The sequence below is a fragment of the Streptomyces graminofaciens genome (assembly GCF_030294945.1).
In the GTDB taxonomy this organism is placed as follows: domain Bacteria; phylum Actinomycetota; class Actinomycetes; order Streptomycetales; family Streptomycetaceae; genus Streptomyces; species Streptomyces graminofaciens.
In genome coordinates this window covers 7,919,251-7,941,918 of record NZ_AP018448.1, presented here as the reverse complement: position 1 = coordinate 7,941,918, position 22,668 = coordinate 7,919,251, and the positions used below count along the sequence as shown (strand labels likewise).

General features: G+C 71.4%; 19 protein-coding genes. 15 read left to right on the top strand and 4 right to left on the bottom strand.

The annotated features are described in order from the left end of the window. Window positions 1-181 precede the first annotated feature (181 nt). From SGFS_RS34850 to SGFS_RS34830, 5 genes are all read left to right on the top strand, one after another. Window positions 182-1,504: a sensor histidine kinase gene (locus SGFS_RS34850; protein ID WP_286256160.1), complete on the top strand. Its 1,323-nt coding sequence runs from the start codon at window positions 182-184 to the stop codon at window positions 1,502-1,504. 255 nt (window positions 1,505-1,759) lie between these two features. Next, window positions 1,760-3,109: a sensor histidine kinase gene (locus SGFS_RS34845; protein WP_286256159.1), complete on the top strand. Its 1,350-nt coding sequence runs from the start codon at window positions 1,760-1,762 to the stop codon at window positions 3,107-3,109. 707 nt (window positions 3,110-3,816) lie between these two features. Beyond that, window positions 3,817-4,476 carry a response regulator transcription factor gene (locus SGFS_RS34840; protein WP_286256158.1) on the top strand — a complete coding sequence of 220 codons (660 nt, stop codon included), beginning with the start codon at window positions 3,817-3,819 and terminating at the stop codon, window positions 4,474-4,476. Between the two features lie 554 nt (window positions 4,477-5,030). Further along, on the top strand, window positions 5,031-6,959 hold the full coding sequence (locus tag SGFS_RS34835; RefSeq protein WP_286256157.1) for a 2-oxoacid:acceptor oxidoreductase subunit alpha: 1,929 nt from the start codon (window positions 5,031-5,033) through the stop codon (window positions 6,957-6,959). Next, window positions 6,952-8,031, top strand: a complete 1,080-nt coding sequence (locus SGFS_RS34830; RefSeq protein WP_286256156.1) for a 2-oxoacid:ferredoxin oxidoreductase subunit beta — start codon at window positions 6,952-6,954, stop codon at window positions 8,029-8,031. The genes SGFS_RS34835 and SGFS_RS34830 overlap by 8 nt, the downstream gene beginning before the upstream one ends. Before the next feature lie 84 nt (window positions 8,032-8,115). Here the strand turns inward: SGFS_RS34830 and SGFS_RS34825 are convergent, their stop codons facing one another. After that, complete coding sequence (locus SGFS_RS34825; RefSeq protein WP_286260221.1) at window positions 8,116-8,490, bottom strand: winged helix-turn-helix transcriptional regulator; 375 nt, start codon at window positions 8,488-8,490, stop codon at window positions 8,116-8,118. Window positions 8,491-8,659: 169 nt separating this feature from the next. Here SGFS_RS34825 and SGFS_RS34820 point away from each other — a divergent pair, with 169 nt between their 5' ends. From SGFS_RS34820 to SGFS_RS34810, 3 genes are all read left to right on the top strand, one after another. After that, window positions 8,660-9,514, top strand: a complete 855-nt coding sequence (locus SGFS_RS34820; RefSeq protein WP_286256155.1) for an NAD(P)H-binding protein — start codon at window positions 8,660-8,662, stop codon at window positions 9,512-9,514. Between the two features lie 237 nt (window positions 9,515-9,751). Next, window positions 9,752-10,732: an EamA family transporter RarD gene (rarD, locus tag SGFS_RS34815; protein WP_286256154.1), complete on the top strand. Its 981-nt coding sequence runs from the start codon at window positions 9,752-9,754 to the stop codon at window positions 10,730-10,732. Window positions 10,733-11,017: 285 nt separating this feature from the next. Continuing rightward, window positions 11,018-11,968, top strand: a complete 951-nt coding sequence (locus SGFS_RS34810) for a M28 family metallopeptidase (RefSeq protein WP_286256153.1) — start codon at window positions 11,018-11,020, stop codon at window positions 11,966-11,968. A gap of 320 nt (window positions 11,969-12,288) precedes the next feature. Here the strand turns inward: SGFS_RS34810 and SGFS_RS34805 are convergent, their stop codons facing one another. The 3 genes from SGFS_RS34805 to SGFS_RS34795 all read right to left on the bottom strand — a co-directional run bounded on the left by SGFS_RS34805 (window position 12,289) and on the right by SGFS_RS34795 (window position 15,708). Beyond that, window positions 12,289-13,833 (bottom strand): hypothetical protein, encoded by a 1,545-nt coding sequence (locus tag SGFS_RS34805; RefSeq protein WP_286256152.1) that lies wholly within the window; start codon window positions 13,831-13,833, stop codon window positions 12,289-12,291. Window positions 13,834-13,840: 7 nt separating this feature from the next. Next, window positions 13,841-14,584 (bottom strand): hypothetical protein, encoded by a 744-nt coding sequence (locus SGFS_RS34800; RefSeq protein WP_286256151.1) that lies wholly within the window; start codon window positions 14,582-14,584, stop codon window positions 13,841-13,843. Between the two features lie 89 nt (window positions 14,585-14,673). Then, window positions 14,674-15,708 carry a peptidoglycan DD-metalloendopeptidase family protein gene (locus SGFS_RS34795; RefSeq protein WP_286256150.1) on the bottom strand — a complete coding sequence of 345 codons (1,035 nt, stop codon included), beginning with the start codon at window positions 15,706-15,708 and terminating at the stop codon, window positions 14,674-14,676. A 230-nt stretch (window positions 15,709-15,938) separates the two neighbouring features. Here SGFS_RS34795 and SGFS_RS34790 point away from each other — a divergent pair, with 230 nt between their 5' ends. The 7 genes from SGFS_RS34790 (at window position 15,939) to SGFS_RS34760 (ending at window position 22,589) form a co-directional block, all read left to right on the top strand. Next, a complete protein-coding gene (locus SGFS_RS34790) occupies window positions 15,939-16,511 on the top strand; it encodes a hypothetical protein (protein WP_286256149.1) in 573 nt (190 codons plus the stop codon). Between the two features lie 31 nt (window positions 16,512-16,542). Further along, on the top strand, window positions 16,543-16,845 hold the full coding sequence (locus tag SGFS_RS34785; RefSeq protein ID WP_286256148.1) for a hypothetical protein: 303 nt from the start codon (window positions 16,543-16,545) through the stop codon (window positions 16,843-16,845). Window positions 16,846-17,129: 284 nt separating this feature from the next. After that, the gene (locus SGFS_RS34780) at window positions 17,130-17,426 is read left to right on the top strand and encodes a hypothetical protein (protein ID WP_286256147.1); all 297 of its coding nucleotides are present in this window, start codon (window positions 17,130-17,132) and stop codon (window positions 17,424-17,426) included. Window positions 17,427-17,453: 27 nt separating this feature from the next. Beyond that, entirely contained in the window at window positions 17,454-18,236 is a 783-nt protein-coding gene (locus SGFS_RS34775; protein ID WP_286256146.1) for a hypothetical protein, read from the top strand. A gap of 1 nt (window position 18,237) precedes the next feature. Beyond that, window positions 18,238-19,431, top strand: a complete 1,194-nt coding sequence (locus SGFS_RS34770; RefSeq protein ID WP_286256145.1) for a hypothetical protein — start codon at window positions 18,238-18,240, stop codon at window positions 19,429-19,431. A gap of 186 nt (window positions 19,432-19,617) precedes the next feature. After that, window positions 19,618-21,111, top strand: a complete 1,494-nt coding sequence (locus SGFS_RS34765) for an SCO6880 family protein (RefSeq protein ID WP_286256144.1) — start codon at window positions 19,618-19,620, stop codon at window positions 21,109-21,111. Between the two features lie 11 nt (window positions 21,112-21,122). After that, window positions 21,123-22,589 carry an ATP/GTP-binding protein gene (locus SGFS_RS34760; protein ID WP_286260220.1) on the top strand — a complete coding sequence of 489 codons (1,467 nt, stop codon included), beginning with the start codon at window positions 21,123-21,125 and terminating at the stop codon, window positions 22,587-22,589. Window positions 22,590-22,668 lie beyond the last annotated feature (79 nt).

Below are 22,668 nucleotides of genomic sequence, written 5' to 3'. Positions count from 1 at the left end.
GGGAGTCTAGGCCCTGCTAAAGAGAGCGTAAGCAGCCCGTCGCCCCTCGGCCCACCCCGGCCCCGCTCGGCCCCACGCGTCCCCCGGGGTGGGGTTTTCCCCAGAGGTGGGGTTTTCCCCAGGGGATGGGGGCGGTCCGCCTCATGGCGCGGGCCGGTGCCCGCCGGGCAGGCTGGTGGGCATGACCGCAGCCCCTCATTCCTCCGCCGGGTATCCCAGCGCCGGACCCGCACAAACATACGACCGGCCGCTGCCCTCCAGTCGTACGCCCGACGAGCCGCTGCCGCCCGCGCGGTTCGCGTACGAGGGGCAGACGTGGCGGGAGATCGCGCATCTGCTGTCGAATCTGCCGTTCGCGCTGATCGGGTTCACCTATGTGACGACGGTCCTGTTCACCAGCGCGTTTCTGACGTTGACGGTGATCGGTTTCCCGCTGCTCGCGGCCGCGCTGATGGGTGCCCGGCAGCTGGGCAGGCTGGAGCGGACACGGGCGCGGGCGCTGCTGCGGGTGCGGGTGGACGAGCCGAGTCCGCTGCCGATCGGCGGTGGGCGGGGCCGCGGGGACAACGGGTTCTTCGTGCAGCTGCTGATGAGCGTGAAGGACCCGGTCGGCTGGCGTTCGATGCTGTACGAGCTGATCCGGATGCCATGGGCGGTCGTGACGTTCACGGTCACCCTCACGGGGCTGTTCGTGGCGTGGCCGGTGCTGCCGTACATCGTGCGCGGGCTGACCAACGCGGACCGGGTGATGGTGCGCGCGCTGCTGTCGCCCTCCGACGAGCTGGAGCGCCGGATCGCGGAGTTGGAGTCGGACCGGGGCGTCGTGGTCGACACGGCGGCGGCCGATCTGCGGCGGATCGAGCGGGATCTGCACGACGGGGCGCAGGCCCGTCTGGTGAACCTGGCCATGGGGCTCGGCCTCGCCAAGGAGAAGCTGCTGGAGGGGCAGGCCGACGAGCATGTCGCCGCGATGGTCGAGGAGGCGCACGGCGAGGTGAAGCTGGCGCTCCAGGAACTGCGGGATCTGGCTCGTGGGATCCATCCGGCCGTGCTCACCGACCGGGGGCTCGACGCGGCGCTGTCGGCGGTGGCCTCGCGGTGCACCGCGTCGGTGAAGGTGACCGTCGACCTGCCGGCCCGCCCGGCCGCCGCCATAGAGGGCATCGCCTATTTCACCGTCTCCGAGCTGCTGCAGAACATCAGCAAGCACAGCGGGGCGCGGTCCGCGACCGTCGACGTGTGGCGCGCGGACGACCGGCTGCTGATCCAGGTCGGGGACGACGGCCGGGGCGGCGCGCGCCTCGACGGCGGTACGGGGATCGCGGGGCTCGCGGAGCGGCTGGACGCGGTCGACGGGGTCTTCGTGATCGAGTCACCGGTGGGCGGCCCCACGACGGTCACGGCGGAGCTGCCGTGGCGGGGGCGGGAGGGCGAGAGCCGGGGGCAGGGTCAGCCCCATGGCCAGGGGCATGGGCATGGGCATGGGCATGCCGTACGACCGTAGGCGTGGAGGCGTAAAGGCGTGTACGGGCGCGGGTGTGCGGTGTTGGTCGAGTGCCGCTGTGGGCGGTGGCGGCACGCGGGGACCCGGGCTCTGTTGTCGGGGCGGTGCGGGGGGGTGGGGAAAACCCCCGCACTGAGACGCCGACGTGCTCCATGGTCCGTGCGGTCCGGTCCGAGGAGGGTGGGAGTACGCCGTCCGAAGCGTGGGGCGACGGGCGCGGGGCGAGTAGCGGACGAGTAGAAACGGACTACGCCGATGGCCACGGAGTACGGGGACGGGTACGGGTACGACGGCTGGGGTGAGGCCGGTGGGGGGCGGCGGCACCGGGTGCCGGCGCTGCTTCGGGCGCCGTTCGAGGGGCGCGGTTGGCGGGAGTTCGGCTATGTGGTGCTGGGGCTGCCGCTCGGGGTCGTGATGTTCACGTACGTCGTCACGATGGTGTCCCTCGGCATGGGTCTGCTGATCACCTTCCTCGGGGTGCCGGTGCTGGCGCTGGCGCTGGCCGGGAGCCGGGGACTCGGGATGCTGGAGCGGGCGCGGGCTCGGGCCCTGCTCGGGGTGGAGGTGGCCGAGCCGGAGCCGCCGCGGCGCAGGGGGCGCGGGGCGATGGCGTGGATGGGCGCGGTGCTGCGCAGCGGGTCGTCGTGGCGGCAACTGCTTTACGGGTTCGTGCAGTTCCCGTGGGCGGTGTTCTCGTTCGTGGTGGCGGTGAACTTCTGGGCGTACGGGTGGGCGCTGCTGACGTATCCGCTGTGGTTCTGGGTGTTTCCGATGTGGGCCGGGCAGGACGGGCTCCAGCTGTACGGGGACGAGAGCCGTGCCGTCTATCTCGACAACCCGTTCGAGGTGACCGTGACGGCGCTGGTGGGGCTGTTGTTCACGGTGGCCACGCCGTGGATCGTGCGGGCGCTCACGACCGTGGACCGGCTGATGGTGCGCGGGCTGCTCGGGCCGTCGCGGCTGGGGGCGCGGGTGGTGGAGCTGGAGTCCGACCGGGGGGTCGTGATCGACACGGCGGCGGCCGATCTGCGGCGGATCGAGCGGGATCTGCACGACGGGGCGCAGGCGCGGCTGGTGGCGTTGGCCGTGGACCTGGGGATGGCGAAGGAGAAGCTGGCGGAGGATCCGCGGGCGGCGGCGCGGATGGTGGACTCGGCGCACGGGGAGGTGAAGACGGCGTTGCAGGAGCTGCGGGATCTGGCCCGGGGGATTCATCCGGCGGTGTTGACGGATCGGGGGCTGGACGCGGCGTTGTCCGCGGTCGCCTCGCGGTGTGCGGTGCCGGTGGTGGTGGATGTGGAGCTGCCGGCGCGGCCGGTGCCGGCGATCGAGGGGATCGCGTACTTCACGGTGTCGGAGTTGTTGCAGAACGTCAGCAAGCATGCGGGGGCTTCTCGGGCGACCGTGGATGTGTGGAAGGTGGAGGGGCGGTTGATGTTGCAGGTGATGGATGACGGGGTGGGGGGAGCCGATGTGAGCGGTGGGTCGGGGCTGGCGGGGTTGGCTGGGCGGATCGGTGCGGTGGATGGGATTTTGGTGGTGGACTCGCCGGTGGGGGGGCCTACTCGGGTGACTGCGGAGTTGCCTTGGCGAGGGCGGGTGTAGGAAGGCGGGTATGGGGGCGGGGTCTTTTTCTCTCGCTCCCGCCGCCCCTACCCGTCCCATCCTCGAGATGGGGGCCGCCGCCCCCAGGCCCCCGCGTCCTCAAGCGCCGGACGGGCTGAGGGGGGGAGGGCTGGAAAGAAAGAGGGAGGGCTGGGGGGAGAGGGGAGAGCGGAGGGGAGAGGGCGGAGAGGAGAGGGCGGCGGCTGAGGGTGGGCGGGGTCCTGCCCGTCCGTGGGGGGGGTGGATCGCCCTTCGGGCTCGTCCTCAAGCGCCGGACGGGCTGGTTGTTGCCGTGCTCGGCTCCGACGCGGTTGCGTCCTGAGAAGTGGTGTGCGGGCTCAGACTCTGCACAGGGCCAAACGACCCGTGCCCGTGATCATCAGCTCCGCCACACAGTCTTCGGCCGGGTCTGCCCTCACCCGCTCCAGCACTCACCGTTCAACCGACCGTCCCCGGCTCCAGCACTCACCGTTCAGCCGACCGTCCCCGGCTCACCCCCCTCCCCTCGTCTCCCCTCCCCTCCCCTCCCCTCCCCTCCCCTCCCCTCCCCTCGTCTCCCCACCCCTCGATCACTCCCGCCCCATTCCCCCAGCCCCGCCCACCTCACCCCCGTTTACTGGAATGCTGGGGACTGTCGTGCAGGTCGGGCCAATACGGGGGTCGGCCGCTGGTGCGGCGGCTTGGGGGCCCGGATCGTGGAGGACAGGGTGCGTGTGGTCATCGCCGAGGACTCGGTGCTGCTCAGGGAGGGGCTGACCCGGCTGTTGACCGACCGGGGGCACGACGTCTTGGCGGGGGTCGGTGACGGGGAGGCGCTGATCAAGACCATCACCGAGTTCGCGGCGCAGGACGCGCTGCCGGACGTCGTCGTCGCGGATGTGCGGATGCCGCCCACCCATACCGACGAGGGGGTCCGGGCCGCCGTACAGCTGCGCAAGCGGCATCCGGGGCTCGGGGTGCTCGTGCTGTCGCAGTACGTGGAGGAGCGGTACGCCACAGAGCTGCTCGCCGGGTCCAGTCGTGGGGTGGGCTATCTGCTCAAGGACCGGGTGGCCGAGGTGCGGGAGTTCGTGGACGCGGTGGTGCGGGTGGCTCAGGGGGGTACCGCGCTGGACCCCGAGGTGGTCGCGCAGTTGCTCGGGCGGAGCCGGAAGCAGGATGTGCTGGCGGGACTCACCCCTCGGGAACGGGAGGTGCTGGGGCTCATGGCCGAGGGGCGGACCAACTCGGCGATCGCCCGGCAGCTCGTCGTCAGCGACGGGGCCGTCGAGAAGCACGTCAGCAACATCTTCCTGAAGCTCGGGCTGTCCCCGAGCGACGGGGACCACCGGCGCGTGCTGGCGGTTCTCACCTATCTGAATTCCTGATCGCTCTTGATCATGTGACGCCGCGCCAGACGGCCGCGCCGGACGGCCGCGCCGGACAGCCACGCCGGACAGCCACGCCAGACAGCCACGCCAGACAGCCACGCCAGACAGCCACGCCGGACGGCCGCGCCGGACACCGCACCAGACGGCCACTCCAGACACCACTCCAGCCACAGCACCAGACGCCGCACCAGGCGACCGCCACTCGCCTGCCGCGCCCGCCGCGCCCGCCGTGCCTGCCGCGCCCGCCGTGCCTGTCGCCCCTGCCCTGCCTGTCGCGCCTGCCGTGCCTGTCGCGCTCCGGCGAATTCCCGCCAACCCGCGTCGTGATCCACCAACCCTCGCGCCCCAGAACCGACAATCAGCGGGGAGCGTCTTCCAGAGCAGTGCGGTGGGGTGCAAATCATGACAAGCCAGGGCGTCCGACCGTCTCAAAACAGCGTCCACCATGTGAATGGCCAAGGGAAGGGCCCCCTTACCGACGTAGGGTTGGCCTTGGGGAGGTCCGCGGGACGGCCCCTCCCGGACAGCCGCATCAAGGGAGGTCCAGATCAGTGACCAGCCAGGTCAGCAGCCCAGCGGAACAGGCCGATGAGGCCGTTGTGGGAGAGCAGCGCAAGCCGGCCGGAGTGAAGGATGTCCGCCGGGTCGATCGGGTGATCATTCGTTTCGCGGGGGATTCCGGTGACGGGATGCAACTCACCGGGGACCGCTTCACCTCCGAGACCGCCTCCTTCGGAAACGATCTGTCGACCCTGCCGAACTTCCCGGCCGAGATCAGGGCGCCCGCAGGAACCCTGCCGGGTGTCTCGTCCTTCCAGCTGCACTTCGCCGACCACGACATCCTCACCCCCGGTGACGCGCCCAATGTGCTGGTCGCGATGAACCCCGCCGCTCTGAAGGCGAACATCGGGGACGTGCCGCGCGGCGCGGAGATCATCGTCAACACGGACGAGTTCACCAAACGGGCGATGCAGAAGGTCGGGTACGCGGTCAGTCCGCTGGAGGACGGATCGCTGGACGGATACAGCGTCCATCCGGTGCCGCTGACCACCCTGACGGTGGAAGCCCTGAAGGAATTCTCCCTCACCCGCAAGGAGGCCGAGCGCAGCAAGAACATGTTCGCGCTCGGCCTCTTGTCGTGGATGTACCACCGGCCCACCGAGGGCACGGAGACGTTCCTGAAGTCGAAGTTCGCCAAGAAGCCCGACATCGCGGCCGCCAACATCGCGGCGTTCCGTGCCGGGTGGAACTTCGGGGAGACGACCGAGGACTTCGCCGTCTCCTACGAAGTCGCTCCGGCCACCACCGCTTTCCCGGTCGGTACCTACCGGAACATCTCCGGGAACCTGGCGCTGTCGTACGGGCTGATCGCGGCCTCACGTCAGGCGGATCTGCCGCTCTACCTCGGCTCGTACCCGATCACGCCCGCCTCCGACATCCTGCACGAGCTGAGCAGGCACAAGAACTTCGGCGTACGGACGTTCCAGGCCGAGGACGAGATCGCGGGGATCGGGGCCGCGCTGGGGGCCGCCTTCGGGGGGTCTCTGGCCGTCACGACGACCTCCGGGCCGGGTGTCGCGCTCAAGTCCGAGACCATCGGGCTCGCGGTCTCGCTGGAGCTGCCGCTCCTCGTCATCGACATCCAGCGCGGCGGGCCGTCGACCGGGCTGCCGACCAAGACCGAGCAGGCGGATCTGCTCCAGGCCATGTTCGGGCGCAACGGCGAGGCACCGGTTCCGATCGTCGCGCCGCGCACACCCGCCGACTGCTTCGACGCGGCCCTGGAGGCGGCGCGGATCGCCCTCACCTACCGCACGCCCGTCCTCCTCCTCTCCGACGGCTACCTGGCCAACGGCTCGGAGCCCTGGCGCATCCCCGAGACCGGGGAACTCCCGGACCTGACCGTGCAGTTCGCCCAGGGTCCGAACCACACGCTGGACGACGGCACCGAGGTCTTCTGGCCGTACAAGCGCGACCCGGAGACCCTCGCCCGCCCCTGGGCGATCCCCGGCACCCCGGGGCTCGAACACCGCATCGGCGGTATCGAGAAGCAGGACGGCACGGGCAACATCTCCTACGACCCCGCCAACCACGACTTCATGGTGCGGACACGACAGGCGAAGATCGACGGCATCGACGTACCCGATGTCGAGGTCGACGATCCGCACGAGGCCAGAACCCTGGTCCTGGGCTGGGGGTCCACCTACGGGCCGATCACCGCCGCCGTACGACGGCTGCGGACCGCCGGGGAGTCCATCGCGCAGGCCCATCTGCGGCATCTCAACCCCTTCCCGCGGAATCTGGGCGCGGTGCTCGGGCGTTACGACAAGGTGGTGATCCCCGAGATGAACCTCGGCCAGCTCGCCATGCTCATCCGGGCGAAGTACCTGGTCGACGCCCACTCCTACAACCAGGTGAACGGCATGCCGTTCAAGGCGGAGCAGCTCGCCACGGCTCTCAAGGAGGCCATCGATGGCTGAGACGTCCACTGAGGGTCAGGGCACGGTCGAGGCGCTCTCGCTCGTCCCCAAGGCCGAGGCACGCCAGTCCATGAAGGACTTCAAGTCCGATCAGGAAGTGCGCTGGTGCCCCGGCTGCGGTGACTACGCGATCCTCGCCGCCGTGCAGGGCTTCATGCCCGAACTGGGCCTCGCCCGCGAGAACATCGTCTTCGTCTCCGGCATCGGCTGCTCCTCCCGCTTCCCGTACTACATGAACACCTACGGGATGCACTCCATCCACGGGCGGGCCCCCGCCATCGCCACCGGCCTCGCGACCTCGCGGCGGGATCTGTCGGTGTGGGTCGTCACCGGTGACGGCGACGCCCTCTCCATCGGCGGCAACCACCTCATCCACGCCCTACGCCGGAACGTCAACCTCAAGATCCTGCTCTTCAACAACCGCATCTACGGGCTGACGAAGGGCCAGTACTCCCCCACCTCCGAGGTCGGGAAGATCACCAAGTCGACGCCGATGGGGTCGCTGGACGCGCCCTTCAACCCGGTGTCGCTGGCGATCGGGGCGGAGGCGTCCTTCGTCGCCCGGACCGTCGACTCCGACCGCAAGCATCTGACCGAGGTGCTGCGGCAGGCCGCCGCGCACCCGGGCACCGCGCTCGTGGAGATCTACCAGAACTGCAACATCTTCAACGACGGCGCCTTCGAGGTCCTCAAGGACCGGCAGCAGGCCGAGGAGGCCGTGATCCGGCTGGAGCACGGCGAGCAGATCCGGTTCGGCGCCGACCGCGCCCGGGGGGTCGTGCGGGACGAGCGGACCGGCGATCTGTCGGTCGTCACCGTCACGCCCGACAACGAGTCGCGGATCCTGGTCCACGACGCCCACTCCGCGTCCCCGACCACGGCCTTCGCCCTCTCCCGGCTGGCCGACCCGGACACGCTGCACCACACGCCCATCGGGGTGCTCCGCTCCGTCGAACGGCCCGTCTACGACACCCAGATGGCCGACCAGCTCGACGCGGCCATCGAGCAGAACGGCAAGGGCGACCTGTCGGCACTGCTCACGGGCGGGGACACCTGGACCGTCGTCGGCTGAGCACCGCCGCCGCTCCCCGGGGCCCGGGTCCTCACCTGTTCTACGAGACCCGGGCCTCTGTTCCACGAGAACCGGGCCTCTGTTCTACGAGACCCGGGCCTCGTCGCGTTCCTGGCGGGCCTCGTCGTACGTCCGCCGCGCCTTCTCCACGTCGTCCATGCGCTCCTTGGTCCAGGTCGCCAGTACGCGCACCTGCTCGGCGGCCTCACGGCCGAGGTCGGTGAGGGAGTAGTCGACGCGGGGCGGGATCACGGGCTTGGCGTCGCGGTGGACGAGCCCGTCGCGCTCCAGGGTCTGCAAGGTCTGGGTGAGCATCTTCTCGCTGACGCGGCCGATGGCCCGGCGCAGCTCGCTGAAGCGGTACGGCCGCTCCATCAGCTCGATCAGGACCAGCACGCCCCAGCGGCTGGTGACATGCTCCAGGACGAGGCGGTACGGGCACATCCCGTCGCCGTCCATGTCGTACCTGGTCGCCGGTCCGCTCGTCCGCGCCCCTGCCGAGCCGCTCGTCCCATTCGTCTGAGCACTTACTCCCATGCCAGTACCTTACTTCAAAGTGGGTACTTTCGCAGAGTTAGCGCACCTCCTAGGGTTAGCGACGCACCCGCCCCCTGGAGGAGTCCTCATCATGAGCATCATCGTCACCGGAGCCACCGGAAACCTCGGCAAGTTCGTCATCGAGGGACTGCTGGAGAAGGTCCCCGCCGAGCAGATCACGGCCGTCGTCCGCAGCGCGGAGAAGGCCGCCGGGTTCGCGGCGCGCGGGGTGAAGATCGCGGTCGCCGACTACAACGCCCCCGAGACCTTCGACGGTGTCATAGCCGCCGGTGACAAGGTGCTGCTCATCTCCGGCAGCGAGGTCGGCTCCGACCGGGTGGCCCAGCACCAGGTCGTCATCGACGCCGCCAAGGCCGCCGGCGCCGCCCTCGTCGCGTACACCAGCGCGCCGGGCTCCCTGACGGCCGCGCTGGCCGACGACCACCGCGGCACCGAGAAGGCGCTGCTCGCGTCCGGCCTGCCGTACGTACTGCTGCGCAACGGCTGGTACAACGAGAACTTCACCGAGCAGCTGGCCCCGGTGCTCCAGTACAACGCCGTCACCCAGGCCGCGGGTGAGGGCCGGGTCTCCTCCGCGACCCGTGCCGACTACGCCGCCGCCGCGGTCGCCGTGCTGACCGGTGAGGGTCACGAGAACAAGACGTACGAGCTCGGCGGCGACGTCGCCTGGGGCTTCGCCGAGTACGCGGCCGAGCTGAGCCGGCAGACCGGCAAGGAGATCGCCTACAACTCCGTCTCCGTCGAGGCCTACACCGGGATCCTGGCCGGCGCCGGGCTCCCCGAGCTGCTCGCCACGATCCTCGCGGGCGTCGACGCGTCCGTCGAGAAGGGCGAGCTGGTCGTCGACTCCGGTGACCTCTCCCGGCTGATCGGCCGCCCGACCACGCCGATCGCGGACTCGATCGCCGCCGCGCTGAAGGCCTGACCTCCGGACCCCCCTGCGAGGGTCTGACCGCCGGCCCCCTGCGAGGGCCCGACCGCCGGACGCCCCCGCGAGGGCCCGACCTGCGAGGTCACGGCACCCCGAAACCCCCACTCCCCCCGGGGGATCCCCGTCTGTCATGACCGTATTCCGATACGGGCATGACAGGCGGGGTGTTCGGCGTTACCTTCGTGATGCCTGGGGGTCGCGCGGTGGCGGCCGGGTGCGAAGGAGGGGTCAGTGGCCGGCCAGTCGAGGGGCGAACACCGGACAGGGCTGCTGAACGGCTTCGCCGCGTACGGGATGTGGGGGCTCGTCCCGTTGTTCTGGCCGCTGCTCAAGCCCGCCGGGTCGGTGGAGATCCTCGCCCATCGGATGGTGTGGTCGCTGGCGTTCGTGGGTGTCGCCCTCATCGTGCTGCGCCGCTGGGCCTGGGCCGGTGAGCTGCTGCGACAGCCGCGCAGGCTCGGCCTGGTCACGGTCGCGGCGGCGGTCATCACCGTCAACTGGGGCGTCTACATCTGGGCCGTGAACAACGAGCAGGTGGTGGAGGCCTCCCTCGGGTACTTCATCAATCCGCTCGTCACCATCGCCATCGGCGTACTGCTGCTGAAGGAGCGACTGCGGGCCGTGCAGTGGGCCGCGGTCGGTGTCGGCTTCGCCGCCGTCCTCGTCCTGACCATCGGATACGGGCGACCGCCCTGGATCTCCCTCACCCTCGCCTTCTCCTTCGCCACGTACGGGCTGGTGAAGAAGAAGGTCAACCTCGGCGGCATCGAGTCGCTCGCCGCGGAGACCGCGATCCAGTTCCTGCCCGCGCTGGGCTATCTGCTGTGGCTGGGGGCCAGGGGCGACTCCACCTTCGGCACGGAGGGCGTGGGGCACGCCGCCCTGCTCGCCTCGACCGGCATCGTGACCGCGCTGCCGCTGGTCTGTTTCGGGGCGGCGGCGATCCGGGTGCCGCTGTCCACGCTGGGGCTGCTGCAGTATCTGGCGCCGGTGTTCCAGTTCCTGCTGGGCGTTCTGTACTTCGGTGAGGAGATGCCGCCCGAGCGGTGGGCCGGGTTCGCGCTGGTGTGGCTGGCGCTGTCGCTGCTGACGTGGGACGCGTTGCGGACGGCACGGGCGGTAAGGGTCGCCGGGCGGGACGCCGAGGCGCAGCTGCGGGTGGCCGTACGGGCGGCCGACGTCGACAACCCGCCGGTGCTCGACCGCCCTTGACCGGACACCTCGGGCCCGACGACCCCGGCCCCACACCCCCGGGATCCCACAAGCCGGTCCGACACCCGGTCCCACATCCGGTCCCACGCCCGGTCCCACGCCCGGTCCCACGCCCGGTCCCACGCCCGGCCCCACACCGCTGACCGGATTCCGCCGACCGAATAGCACCCTTGACGGAGAGTCAGCCCCACCCGCACCATCCAGGCACCTCATTCACGCGGATTCGCCATGGACACGCCAACAGTGGGTCCATGGCGAACCCCATGGAATTCGGAGCCCCCCACTATGAAGCTCTCTGTTCCTGTCACCGGTCGCGCCGCAGCCACCGTCGCCGTCGCCGTGGCCACGCTCTTCACCACCGGTTCCATAGCCGGGGCGGCCCCCGCCCCCAAGGTGGCCGCCGCGCCCGACATCTCGGTGACCAACGTCAAGGCCCATCTGTCGCAGCTCCAGTCCATCGCCACCGCCAACGGCGGCAACAGAGCGCACGGCCGTGCCGGTTACACGGCCTCGATCAACTATGTGCGGGGCAAGCTGGACGCCGCCGGGTTCACCACGACCCTGCAGTCCTTCACCTCCGGCGGCCGTACCGGCTACAACCTGATCGCCGACTGGCCCGGTGGTGACACCAACTCGGTGATCATGGCCGGCTCGCACCTCGACAGCGTCACCTCGGGTGCGGGTATCAACGACAACGGCTCCGGCTCCGCGGCCGTACTGGAGACCGCGCTGGCCGTCGCCGCCGCCGACTACCAGCCCACCAAGCATCTGCGGTTCGCCTGGTGGGGCGCGGAGGAGCTGGGCCTGGTCGGCTCGAAGTACTACGTCAACAACCTCTCCTCCGCGAACCGGGCCCGGATCAGCGGCTACCTCAACTTCGACATGATCGGCTCGCCGAACCCCGGCTACTTCGTCTACGACGACGACCCGACCATCGAGCAGACCTTCAAGGACTACTTCGCGGGCATCGGCGTGGCGACCGAGATCGAGACCGAGGGCGACGGCCGCTCCGACCACGCGCCGTTCAAGAGCGCCGGCGTCCCTGTCGGCGGCCTCTTCACCGGCGCGAGCCGCACCAAGACCGCCGCGCAGGTGGCCAAGTGGGGCGGTACGTCCGGGCAGGCCTTCGACCGCTGCTACCACTCGTCGTGCGACACGACGTCCAACATCAGCGACACCGCGCTGAACCGGAACTCGGACGCGGCGGCGTACGCGGTGTGGGAGCTGTCGCAGTAACTCCCGAATCTCACAGCTCTACGGGGTCGGTCGCCGGGGTGGTCCCGCGGCCGGCCCCGGCTGCGTGCCGACCGCCCCGGTCGCCGTGCCGCCGCGCTTCGTCCGGCGTTCAGCCGAGTGGGCGTGGGCGGCGGTGTTCGGTGCGTGACCTCGGCGGTGAGCCGGAGCCGTGCCTGCGGGCCGGGCCGGGTCGGGCCGGGTCGGTCGGACGTCAGCTCATCGTGCAGGCCAGCTCGTTGACGTGGACCTCGACGCGGGGGCGGGGCCGGAGGGAACGTCGCCGTCCCGCCCGGCCTGTCCGCCGCCCCTCGGGCTCCTGCTCACTGGCCCTGGGCGTGCGGGCTCTGCGCGTAGGGGCCCGCGTCGAGGGAGCGGGCGCGTTCGGTGAGGCGGCCCATACGGGTGCGGGCCTTCTCCAGCTGCTCCACGTCCTCGGCGGCGGGGCCCGCGTCGGCCGCCAGCTCCGACCACACGCCGATCAGGTCACGGCCCAGGTGCAGGCCCTGCAGCGGGTCGCGGACCGCGCGCCAGGCCGCCGCCGCGCTCTGCACGTTGCCGTACGCCGCCCGGGGGTCCTGCTGTTGGTGGCGGATGCGGGCGAGGTCCAGGGAGAGGTGGAAGGACCTGAGCGCGTCACCGGCCAGGTAGGCGATGTAGGCGGTCAGTTCGCGCAGCTTCAGCGTCTCCGCGTGGTGCGGGCCGAGGGTGACCGTCGCCTGGGAGACGGTCTGCTCGGCCATCTCGGCGGCCGTCTCGATCCGGCCCATCTTCACGGCCTCGTTGATCCGCAGCACGGACTCCGCGAACGGTGACGGCGCGCCGCCGTCGGCGTCCGCCTCCCCCGGGTCCAGCACGGACTCGGCGACCGCGTCGAACTCCCGGACGGGGGCGGGCTTGGGGTCGGTGTCCTCGTCGGCGACCCTCCACTCGGGGACCGAGTAGGGGTCCGCCGCGGACTCCTCCGGAGGGGTCAGCGGGAGGGGGTCAGGGGCGGATACGGGGGTGGGTGCGGGGGTGTGTTCCGGCTGCGGGTCCGTGGGGGCCGGTCGCGCGGTTGCCCGCGCCCCTTCGGGGGCGCTGTCCGGCTGCCAGGCGCCGAACTCACCCGTCGGAGGGGAGACCGTGCCTGTCTGCGGCTGGGCCAGCGGACCCTCCTTCGGTTCCGGGATCGCGCGCAGGACGAACGTCGACGGCTTCGGGGCGGCCTGGCCCGGTTCCTTCGCCGCCCTCAGCGGCATCGTCCGGGGCTCCTTCTTGGGCTCCGGGGGCGCGACCGGCTCGGGGGCGGCGGGCTGCGCCGCCTGCAGCCGCAGGGTGCTGGGCTCCGGCTTCGACCGGGGCTGATGCTGGGGCTGGGGCTGAGCGGGGAGCTGCGGCTGAGCGGGTGGCTGCGGCTGCGGCTCCGGTGCGGTCACCGCCGCCGACTCCGGCACCGCCCGCAGCACATGCGTGGACTTGTCCCGGCGCGGCTCGGGCGCGGGAGGCTCGACGACGGGTGCGGCCATCGGGGCCGGTGCCTGGGCAGGCGCGGCCGGGGCCGTCGTCATGCCCCGCGGCTCCCCCACCCGCACCGGCTCCCCCGCGAATTGGCTGGAGCCGTCCACGTACACCTGGAGCGGTACGGCGTAGCCGATGCGTTCGTCGTGGACCGTCGCGAGGACCGGGTGGCCGGTGGCGAGGGCGAGGCGGTGGAGGTAGTCCAGGACGGCGGACTGGAGTGGCTCGGTGGCAGTCGGGGGTACCGGCATGCCGCCGACCGTCGCGCCGCCCTCGGCGGAGACGCGTACGTCGATCGGGGTCACTCCGGCCGGCGTGCGCCCCGCCCGCTTGAGTTCCCGCTTCTGTTCGCGGCTGAGTCGAGTCATCGTTCCCTCACTCGGGTCGTTCAGAAGGAGAAGTAGCAGCAGAGGATGTAGCAGTAGAAGAAGCAGTGGACGAAGAAGCAGCAGAGGAAGTATCCGCAGCAGAAGGTGTTGCCGACGGTGGTGCCGCCGCCTCCACCGTACGCACGTCGTCCACCCGCCAGGGCCCGCCCTTTGCCGAGCGCACCAGCTTCACGTAGACGGTGGCCTGAGGGCCCGTTCCCGTCCAGCCGTCGCGGCCGTGCGCCTCGCCGTCGACGAACAGCGCTCGGTACGCCGCCGTCCTGGTGTCCGCCGGGGCGTCGCCGTCGTCGTCCGACTCCACCTCGACCGTCGTCCACGCCTTGTGGCCCGCCCAGGTGTTCCAGATCTCGCCCGCCGCGGCCGCGGGCCGGTACGAGCGCTCGGCCTCCGCCTTGTCGGCGGTGAACCAGCGCGCCGCGCGCAGCACCGCGTCGTGCGGCCCGGAGTCGTACTTGGTGTCGTAGCCGTACGCCACCTCGGTCCAGGCCTCGGCTACGGCCGTCGCGTCCTTGTCGTCGACCTTCTTCGGCGTCGGCACGTGGGCGTCGGGGCCCAGCGGTCTGCCGGACGGCAGCGGGGCCTTGGGGGACACGGACGGGAGGGACGAGGCCTTGCCGTCGCCGGTGTCGGCCGCGTCGCGGTAGTCCTTCAGACCGCACGCCGACAGCATTGCCACGCCGGTGACGGTCGCGAGCGCGACCGCCACGGCCCTGCGAAGCCTGGTGTCCACCTTCGTCCCCCTCCTCACCCCAGTGTCCTTCCTCACCGCCCGGGTTGTCGCCACCCGGGCCGACGTCCGGGCCGTCCCGGCCGTCGCCCTCACCTCAGCCCCAGCCAGGGCGCCGGGTCCACGTACTTGCCGTTCCGCATCACCTCGAAGTGGAGGTGCGCGCCGGTCGAGTAACCGGTGGAGCCGACCGCGCCGACCCGCTGCCCGACCTTGATCGTCTGACCGTTACTGACGCTGATCGCCGACATGTGGTTGTACGTCGTGGAGATCTCTGCGCCGTCGATCGTCCCGTGGGAGACGACCACACGGTTGCCGTAACCGTTGGACCAGCCCGCGAAGGTGACCTTCCCGTCCCGCGCGGCCAGCACCGGCGTACCCGACGGCACCCCGAAGTCGGTGCCGGTGTGCAGCTTGTAGACCCCGAGCGTGGGGTGCAACCGCATCCCGTAGGGAGAAGTCACGGGTGGGTTGCCGGCCAGCGGCATCGCCATCTTCTTGCCGGTCGGCAGTTCGCCCGGCGGGTCGTCCACCGACTCGTACTTGGCGATGAGGGACTTGATGCGGACGACGTAGTTCTGTGTCTCGGTGTAGGGCGGGATGCCGCCGTACTTCTGCACCGCGCCCGGGCCCGCGTTGTACGCGGCGAGCGCGAGGTCGAGCGTGTCGCCCGAGGCCTGGCCGCGGTCCTTGTAGCCCTGGACCTGCTCGGCGAGCGCGCAGTCGTAACGGCCCTGCGCCATGATCGCGTCACCGGGGTCGTACGGCGATATCCGTCCGTTGCCGTCGTCGTCCTTGCCCCAGGTCGTCCAGGTGCCGGGCATGAACTGGCTCAGCCCCTCGGCGCCCACGGGCGACTTGGCGTTCGGGTTCCAGCCCGACTCGGCCTCGATCTGCGCCGCGATGACGGCCGGCTTGATGACCTCGCACATGGCGCCCGCCTTGAGCACCCACGGCACGTACTGGGCCGGTACCTCGCCGGTCGCGAGCCCGCCGCCGACGTTCTGGTTCTGCCCCTCGCCGCCCGCGCCGCCGCTCACCGCGACGATCATGACCATCGGCAGGACCACTGCGGCCACACTGCCCCCGACCACCCAACTCGCGCCGGATCCGCCCCCGTTGGACATCTGCTCCCTCAGCGTCACCCCGTTGACGACTGGTTCGGGAGCGGGACTTCGGCTTCCGGACTCGGCTTCCGGTCATGCTCCTGCCAGTCGATGTCTGCGGACGAGTCTCGCCGTTCACCCCCACTCCCCCCGTCACCGTGGCGTCACAGACTCGTCCCAGGAACTCCCGCCCCGCTACCGGTACTGTCCGCACGCCGTGAAGATCGGTGTCGGACGAGGAGGAGAGCGCGATGCAGGGCCAAGGACACCAAGCGCAGCAAGGGCACCAGGGGGTGGACGGGCCGGAGATCTGGCTCCGCGGGCCGGTGATCGAACCGGAGCAGGCGCGGGCTCAGAGCGAGGTACCCGCCCAACTCGCCGCGACGCCACGGCGGTTCTCCTGGATCGCCACACACGGCGGGGCCGGCGCCACCACCCTCGCGGCGGTGTTCGGCGGTCATGACGCCGGGCGCGAGTGGCCGCGGCCCGACCGCGGCGAGCCGGAGTCGGTGCTCCTCGTGGCGCGTACACACGCGGCGGGGCTCGACGCGGTGTCGTACACCCTCGACATCTTCCGCCGGGGTGACGCCCCGCCAGGTCTCGACCTGAACGCGATCGTGCTCGTCGCGGACGCGCCTGGGCGGTTGCCGCGTCAGCTCAACCAGCGCGTCAAGGTCATCAATTCGGTCATCGACGTCTACCGGGTGCCCTGGGTGCCCGACTGGCGCACCGGCGACCTGACCGGCCCGCCGCCGCGCGAGGCGCTGGCACTGGCCCGGCTGACCGGGGCGGTCGCCGCGCCGAACACCGGGAAGGGCAAGTGATGAGCGTCGGGAACACCACGGGGAGTACGAGATGAGTCTGCTGCACGCCATGGACGCCGCCCTGGCCGATCACGGCCCCGCGCTCGCCGCGGTCGGCGACGGGCCCAGCGGCAAGGTGACCGGCCCGCTCAACGACGTGCTCGGCTATCTCGCGTGGATCGTCACCGCGGCCGGTGTGGCCGGGCTGCTGATGGTCGGGACGCGGATGGCGATCTCGGTCAGGTCGGGCGAGGGCGAGGAGCATCTGAGCCAGTTCCTGACCGTCATGGGCGCCTGTGTCATCGGGGCGACGGCCGGGCCGATCGTCTCCTTCGTCATGCCCTGGCTCGTCTGACCGGCCGTCATCCGCGTATCGACGCGCGGGTGACGGTTGATTTGTCTGTCATGAACCTGACCTAACTGCCGACTCATACGCCCAGCTCAACCCGCCGATCCGCGTCGCGACCCGCCCTCGGATATGACGAGAGCTTCCCGTGTGTCACGGACACGTCACCGCAGAGTGCTGGATCCCTACATCGCTTGGCCCGGACCGCGTTCGTCGCCAAGCTCACAGAGTCACCGGGGACTCCGGGGCCACACCGGCCCCGAGGACCCGACCACCGGCTACGGGGAGAAAGCATGTTCAAGACCATCGCGGCCAAGGCGCACGAGACCATCGTCCTGGCCGACGGCACGGTCCCCGATCCCACCCGCGACGCGCCCGCCGCGCTGACCGACAAGGTCGACACGGTCCTCGGCATCCTCGCCTGGGCCGGCACCGCCGCGGGCGTCGCGGGTGTGCTGATCACCGGCGCGATGATGGCGATATCCATGCGCCGCGGCGAGGGCTCCGAGCACATGGGCCGCCTCGGCATGGTGCTCGGCGGCTGCGTCCTGGTCGCCACGGCGGGCCCGCTCATCACCTTCGTCTTCTAGTCCGGCCGAGCCGAAGGGAGAGCGACCATGCTGAACTCCGGCCGGCCCCGAGGGGGCAGCGGCGAGTGGGAGCAGCCGTTCTGGCAGCAGCGGGGCTGGATCGCGTCGGCCGGGTTCCTGCTGGTCCTGCTCGTGCTCGGCGGTGTGGCGATGGCGACGCGCGGCGACGGCGGGGGTGACCCGGCCCGCGCCGGAGCCGGTCCGAGTCCCTCGCCGACCGCCGACGCCGGCGGCAACGGCGGCGGTGGCGGGAAGGGCGACGACGGCAGGCCCGCGGGCTGCCGTACCGACGACAGCGACCAGGCCAAGCCCTCGAAGGCGCCCAAGGACTTCCGCTGGAAGGCCAACGGCACCGGTCTGGTGCCGGTGTCGAAGACGGTGGGGCCGCTGAAGTACGACGGGCCGGTCTGGTCCTGCTTCGCGCACACCCCGATGGGCGCGGTGCTCGCCGCCCACTCCATCACCGACCACCTCAGCTACACGGGCTGGCGCGAGGTCGCCGAGCGGCAGATCGTGCCGGGCGCCGGGCGCGACGCGCTGATCGCCGAGCGCGCGAAGGTGGAGGACAAGCCGACCTCGGGCAAGCCGGACGTCGGAGGCTACGAGGGCTTCACCGTCCTGTCGTACGACAAGGAGGCGGCCACGCTGATGCTGCTGATGCGCGGGCCGGGCAACGAGTACGCGAGCACGTCGGTGACGGTCCGCTGGCAGGACGGCGACTGGAAGCTGGCGCCCGACACGGACGGCACGATCTACGCCGGCATGTCGAAGGTGAGCGACAGCCGCGGCTTCGTCACCTGGGAGGTGTGACATGGCGTGCAGCTGGAAGTTCTACGACTGTGTCGGCTCGGCCCTGGAGTGGGGCATCGGCGAGGTCGGCGAGGCCGCCGCCGGCGGTGCCGTGGAGGCCTTCGCCAAGGCGATCGGCGAGGCCACCGCCCATGTGCTCAAGGCGCTGAACGGCGCCTGGATCGGCATCGACGCCGGTGACTCGACCGCCCCCATCACCCGTATCCAGGCCGAGACGGACTGGATCGTCGCCTACGCGGCCGTGGCCTCGCTGCTGTTCGCGGCGATCCGGATGGCCGTCGACCGCAAGGGCCAGACCATGAAGCAGGCCTTCAACGGCATGTGGAAGGTCATCCTGATCGCGGGATTGGCGACCCTCGTGGTCCAGAAGCTGACGACGGCCTCCGACCAGTACGCGTCGGAGCTGTACGCCAGCGCGGATCTCGGCGACACCGCCGACACGATCCTCGGTGTCATGACCCTGCAGTCACCGGGTCTGGTGCTGATCTTCGGTCTGCTGGTGATGCTGTCGAGCTTCGTGCAGATCTGTCTGATGTACATCCGCATCGGCGTGATGATCATGCTCGTCGGTACGCTGCCGCTGGCCGCCGTCTCCTCGATGACCGGGTGGGGCGAGGGCTGGTGGAAGAAGCACGTCGGCTGGCTCGCGGCCTGGCTGCTCTACAAGCCCGCCGCCGCGCTGATCATCTACTCGGCGACCGCGATGACGCAGAGCGCCAAGGGCCAGAGCAACGACGCCGGTCAGCTCAACCAGACCATCGCGGGCATGGGCATGCTGATCCTGGCGGTCTTCGCGCTGCCCGCCCTGCTCAAGCTGATCGTCCCGGCCACGGCCGCCCTCGGCTCCACCTCCGGCGGCACGGTCACGCTGAACGCCGTCAACAACGTCGCCTCGGGCGCGGTCAACATCGCGGGCTCTGCCGGCGGTGGTGGCGGAGGCGGGGGCGGTGCTCCCGGTCCGCAGGGCTCGCCGTCGTCGGGCGCGGGTTCCTCCGCGGGCGGCGCCGGGGGCGCGGCCGGAGGCGCCGGAGCGGCGGGTGGCGCGGCGGCCGCGGGCGGTGCGGCGGCGGCCACCGGCGGCGCGAGCGTCGCGATCCAGGCGGCCGCACTCGCCGCCCAGACGACGATCGCCGCCGCCTCGGAGGTCACCAACTCCCTCGGCGACAACGACGGGATGAAGGGCCACAACCAGTAGGAGGACGCCTTCTGAGCGTTCCTCGCGCCTTTCAGGGGCGCGGGGAACCGCGCGAGCGACCACGACGAACCCGCAGCCCCAGCCGCCGCCGTCGCCGTCGTCGCCGTCGCAGAGAAGCCCCGAGCTCGTAGGCGCCAGTCACCAGGCACCCAGAACCCGCCGAACCTCGCTGGAAGAAGGAACCCCATGTCCACCGACGCCCTGACGCGTCCCACCTACGGGAACTGGCGCAGACCCCGCCGCCCGGGACTGGGCCCGCTGGGCCTCCTCGGCACAGTCGTCGCCTTCGGCGGACTGCTCGTGGCGCTCCTCGCCTCGCTGGTCTCGCTGGCGGCCGCAGTCGTCGTCCTCATTCCCGTCGGCCTGTTCCTCGCGCCGCTGGCGCTGCGCACGGTCGACGGCCGCAACGTCTACCAGGTGATCGCCGTGCGTATCGGATGGTTCAAGCGCAAGGCCAACGGCTCGCACACCTATGTCTCCGGGCCGCTCTCCAAGCGGCCGGGCGGCCGCTACCAGCCGCCCGGGCTGCTGGCCCGCACCAAGATGTACGAGGGCCGGGACGCCTACAACCGCGCGTTCGGGGTGCTGCACCACCCCGGCCGCAACCTCTACACGGTCGTACTGGCGTGTGAGCCGGACGGCGGTTCGCTGGTCGACCCCGAGCAGGTCGACATCTGGGTGGCGTCCTGGGGCGACTGGCTCGCCCGGCTGTCGCACGAGCCCGGGCTGCGCGGCGCCCAGGTGGTCGTCGAGACCGCGCCCGACACCGGGACGCGGCTGGCCGCCGAGGTGCTGCCGCGGATCTCGCCGGACGCCCCGGCCGCGGCCCGCGCGGTGATGGAGGAGGTCGTCGCCCGCTACCCGTCGGCGTCGTCCGAGATGCACACGTACATCGCACTGACGTACGGCCCGACCGGCGGTCCCAAGCGGGACACCGAGGATGTCGTCACCGATCTGTCGATGCGGCTGCCCGGTCTGCTCTCCGGACTGGTCGCGGCGGGCGGCGGCTCCGCCTACCCGCTCTCCGCCGACCGGCTCGCGGAGATCGTCCGGGTGGCGTACGACCCGGCCATCGCCCCCGATGTGCTGAGCGCCCGGGCCGAGCACTCGACGACCGGCCTGGAGTGGGCGGACGCGGGTCCGGCGGCCGCGGTCGAGTCCGTGCAGTCGTACAAGCACGACTCGGGTGTGTCGCGGACGTGGATGCTGACGCTGGCGCCGCGCGGGACGGTCCGTTCGAGTGTGCTGCGGGGTCTGCTGGAGCCTGCGGCCGGTACGCGGCGCAAGCGGGTCTCGCTGGTCTACCGGCCGATCGATCCGGCGACCTCGGCGCGGATCGTGGAGTCCGACCGTCGTGCCGCGCACTTCATGGCGGGGTCGAAGCGGGGGCTGGTGCAGGCGCGGGCCAGTTCCGAGATGCAGGCGGCCGAGCAGACGGCGGCCGAGGAGGCGGCGGGCGCCGGGCTCGTGGAGTTCTCCCTGATGGTGACGGTGACCGTCGACAGCGAGGAACAGCTGCCGGACGCGGGCATCACCGTACGCAACCTCCAGGCGGCCTCCCGCATCCTGATGCGCCCCGCCGACCGTATGCAGGCGTCCGCGTTCACCTGCACGCTGCCCGTCGGCCTGCTGCCGTGGGAGCACACCCTCGTTCCGTACCAGATCCGGGAGGCGCTGTGAGCAAGTCCGTCATGAGGCCGCAGATGGCGCCTCCGCGTGGGTGGCTGGGGCCCGGCGGCGGCCAGGTCGGGCATGTCGACCCGCCCGCGCTGTGGCGCGCGACGACCGTGCAGGCGTGCGGGCTGTGGCCGTTCGCGGCCGGGTCCGGCGCGCCGATGACGGGGGTGCCGCTGGGGCAGCACCTCCAGACCGGCGCGACGGTGTGCGGCGACCCCATCTCCTGGTTCACCCGGGCCCGCTACATCTCCAACCCGTCGCTGTTCATGCTCGGCATGCCCGGCCTCGGCAAGTCGACACTGGTCAACCGGATGCTGATCGGCATGTCGGCGACCGGCATCACCCCGCTGGTGCTCGGCGACCTGAAGCCGGACTACGCGGACACCGTACGGGCGCTGGGCGGCCAGGTGATCTCCATCGGGCGCGGGGTCGGCGGCATCAACGTCCTCGACCCCGGCGCGATGGGTGAGGCGGCGGCCCGGATCGGCGGCGAGCGGGGCCGGGTGCTGGCGGCGGAGGCGCACGGCCGTGTCCTGAACATGGTCGCCGCGCTGATCACCATCGTCCGGGGCCGCCCGATGGACGACCACGAGCAGTCGGTGCTGTCGGCGTGCCTGCACCACCTGGCGGAGCGTACGAAGCCGGGGCGGGCACCGCTGCTGCCGGACCTGCTGAAGGTGCTGGACGAGGGCCCGGACCGGGTCCGCGCGGTCACCCTGGACCGTGGCGACGTGGCCCGCTACCAGGAGGCGGTCGACCCGCTGCACCGCTCGCTGCTGGGCGTCCTCGACGGTCCGCTGGGCGACACGTTCGCGTCGGAGACGTCGACCCGGATCGACCCGGCGTCGCCGGCCGTGTGCGTGGACATCTCCCGCATCGGCGAGGCGGACACACAGCTCACGGCGGCGGCGATGCTGGCTGCGTGGTCGGACGGGCTGGGCACGGTGGCCGCGGCGCACGCGCTGGCGGACGCGGGGCTGGCGCCGCAGCGCTGGTTCTTCACGGTCCTGGACGAGCTGTGGCGCCCCCTGCGGGCGGCCTCCGGCATCGTCGAACGCATCGACGCGCTGACCCGTCTGAACCGCTCCCTCGGCCTGGGCGACGCGAAGATCACGCACACGTTGAAGGACGCGGAGGCGCTGGGCAGCGAGGCGGACCGGGCGAAGGCGCGGGGCTTCGTGGAGCGCGCCGGGATGGTGGTGTGCGCCGGGCTGCCGCGTACGGAGATGAGGGAGCTGGGCGAGATCGTGGGCCTGTCGGAGCGGGAGATCGACCTGGTGTCGTCCTGGTCGTCGCCCCCCGGCTGGGCGAGCACGGGCGGGAACGAGGAGCCGCCGGGTCGTGGCCGCTTCCTCATCAAGGTGGGCGGCCGTCCCGGGATCCCGATCAAGGTGTCGATCACGGACACGGAGCGGGAGCTGCACAACACGAACACGAGGTGGACGGCCAAGCCGTCGCTTTCCAAGGCCGGGCGCCTTTGAGGGTGGCGGGTGGGGGGGTCGTTGGCGGCTGCGGGTGGGTGGGGGCTGGTCGCGCCCACGCGGCGGAGCCGCAAATCGA

Coding starts and splice junctions, on each gene's coding strand:
- SGFS_RS34820 (WP_286256155.1), top strand. CDS start 8,660: ATGAGCATCATCGTCACCGGAGCCACCGGAAACCTCGGCAAGTTCGTC.
- SGFS_RS34770 (WP_286256145.1), top strand. CDS start 18,238: ATGGCGTGCAGCTGGAAGTTCTACGACTGTGTCGGCTCGGCCCTGGAG.
- SGFS_RS34825 (WP_286260221.1), bottom strand. CDS start 8,490: ATGGACGGCGACGGGATGTGCCCGTACCGCCTCGTCCTGGAGCATGTC.
- SGFS_RS34760 (WP_286260220.1), top strand. CDS start 21,123: ATGAGGCCGCAGATGGCGCCTCCGCGTGGGTGGCTGGGGCCCGGCGGC.
- SGFS_RS34830 (WP_286256156.1), top strand. CDS start 6,952: ATGGCTGAGACGTCCACTGAGGGTCAGGGCACGGTCGAGGCGCTCTCG.
- SGFS_RS34765 (WP_286256144.1), top strand. CDS start 19,618: ATGTCCACCGACGCCCTGACGCGTCCCACCTACGGGAACTGGCGCAGA.
- SGFS_RS34775 (WP_286256146.1), top strand. CDS start 17,454: ATGCTGAACTCCGGCCGGCCCCGAGGGGGCAGCGGCGAGTGGGAGCAG.
- SGFS_RS34790 (WP_286256149.1), top strand. CDS start 15,939: ATGCAGGGCCAAGGACACCAAGCGCAGCAAGGGCACCAGGGGGTGGAC.
- SGFS_RS34810 (WP_286256153.1), top strand. CDS start 11,018: ATGAAGCTCTCTGTTCCTGTCACCGGTCGCGCCGCAGCCACCGTCGCC.
- SGFS_RS34795 (WP_286256150.1), bottom strand. CDS start 15,708: ATGTCCAACGGGGGCGGATCCGGCGCGAGTTGGGTGGTCGGGGGCAGT.
- SGFS_RS34780 (WP_286256147.1), top strand. CDS start 17,130: ATGTTCAAGACCATCGCGGCCAAGGCGCACGAGACCATCGTCCTGGCC.
- SGFS_RS34805 (WP_286256152.1), bottom strand. CDS start 13,833: ATGACTCGACTCAGCCGCGAACAGAAGCGGGAACTCAAGCGGGCGGGG.
- SGFS_RS34785 (WP_286256148.1), top strand. CDS start 16,543: ATGAGTCTGCTGCACGCCATGGACGCCGCCCTGGCCGATCACGGCCCC.
- SGFS_RS34845 (WP_286256159.1), top strand. CDS start 1,760: ATGGCCACGGAGTACGGGGACGGGTACGGGTACGACGGCTGGGGTGAG.
- SGFS_RS34850 (WP_286256160.1), top strand. CDS start 182: ATGACCGCAGCCCCTCATTCCTCCGCCGGGTATCCCAGCGCCGGACCC.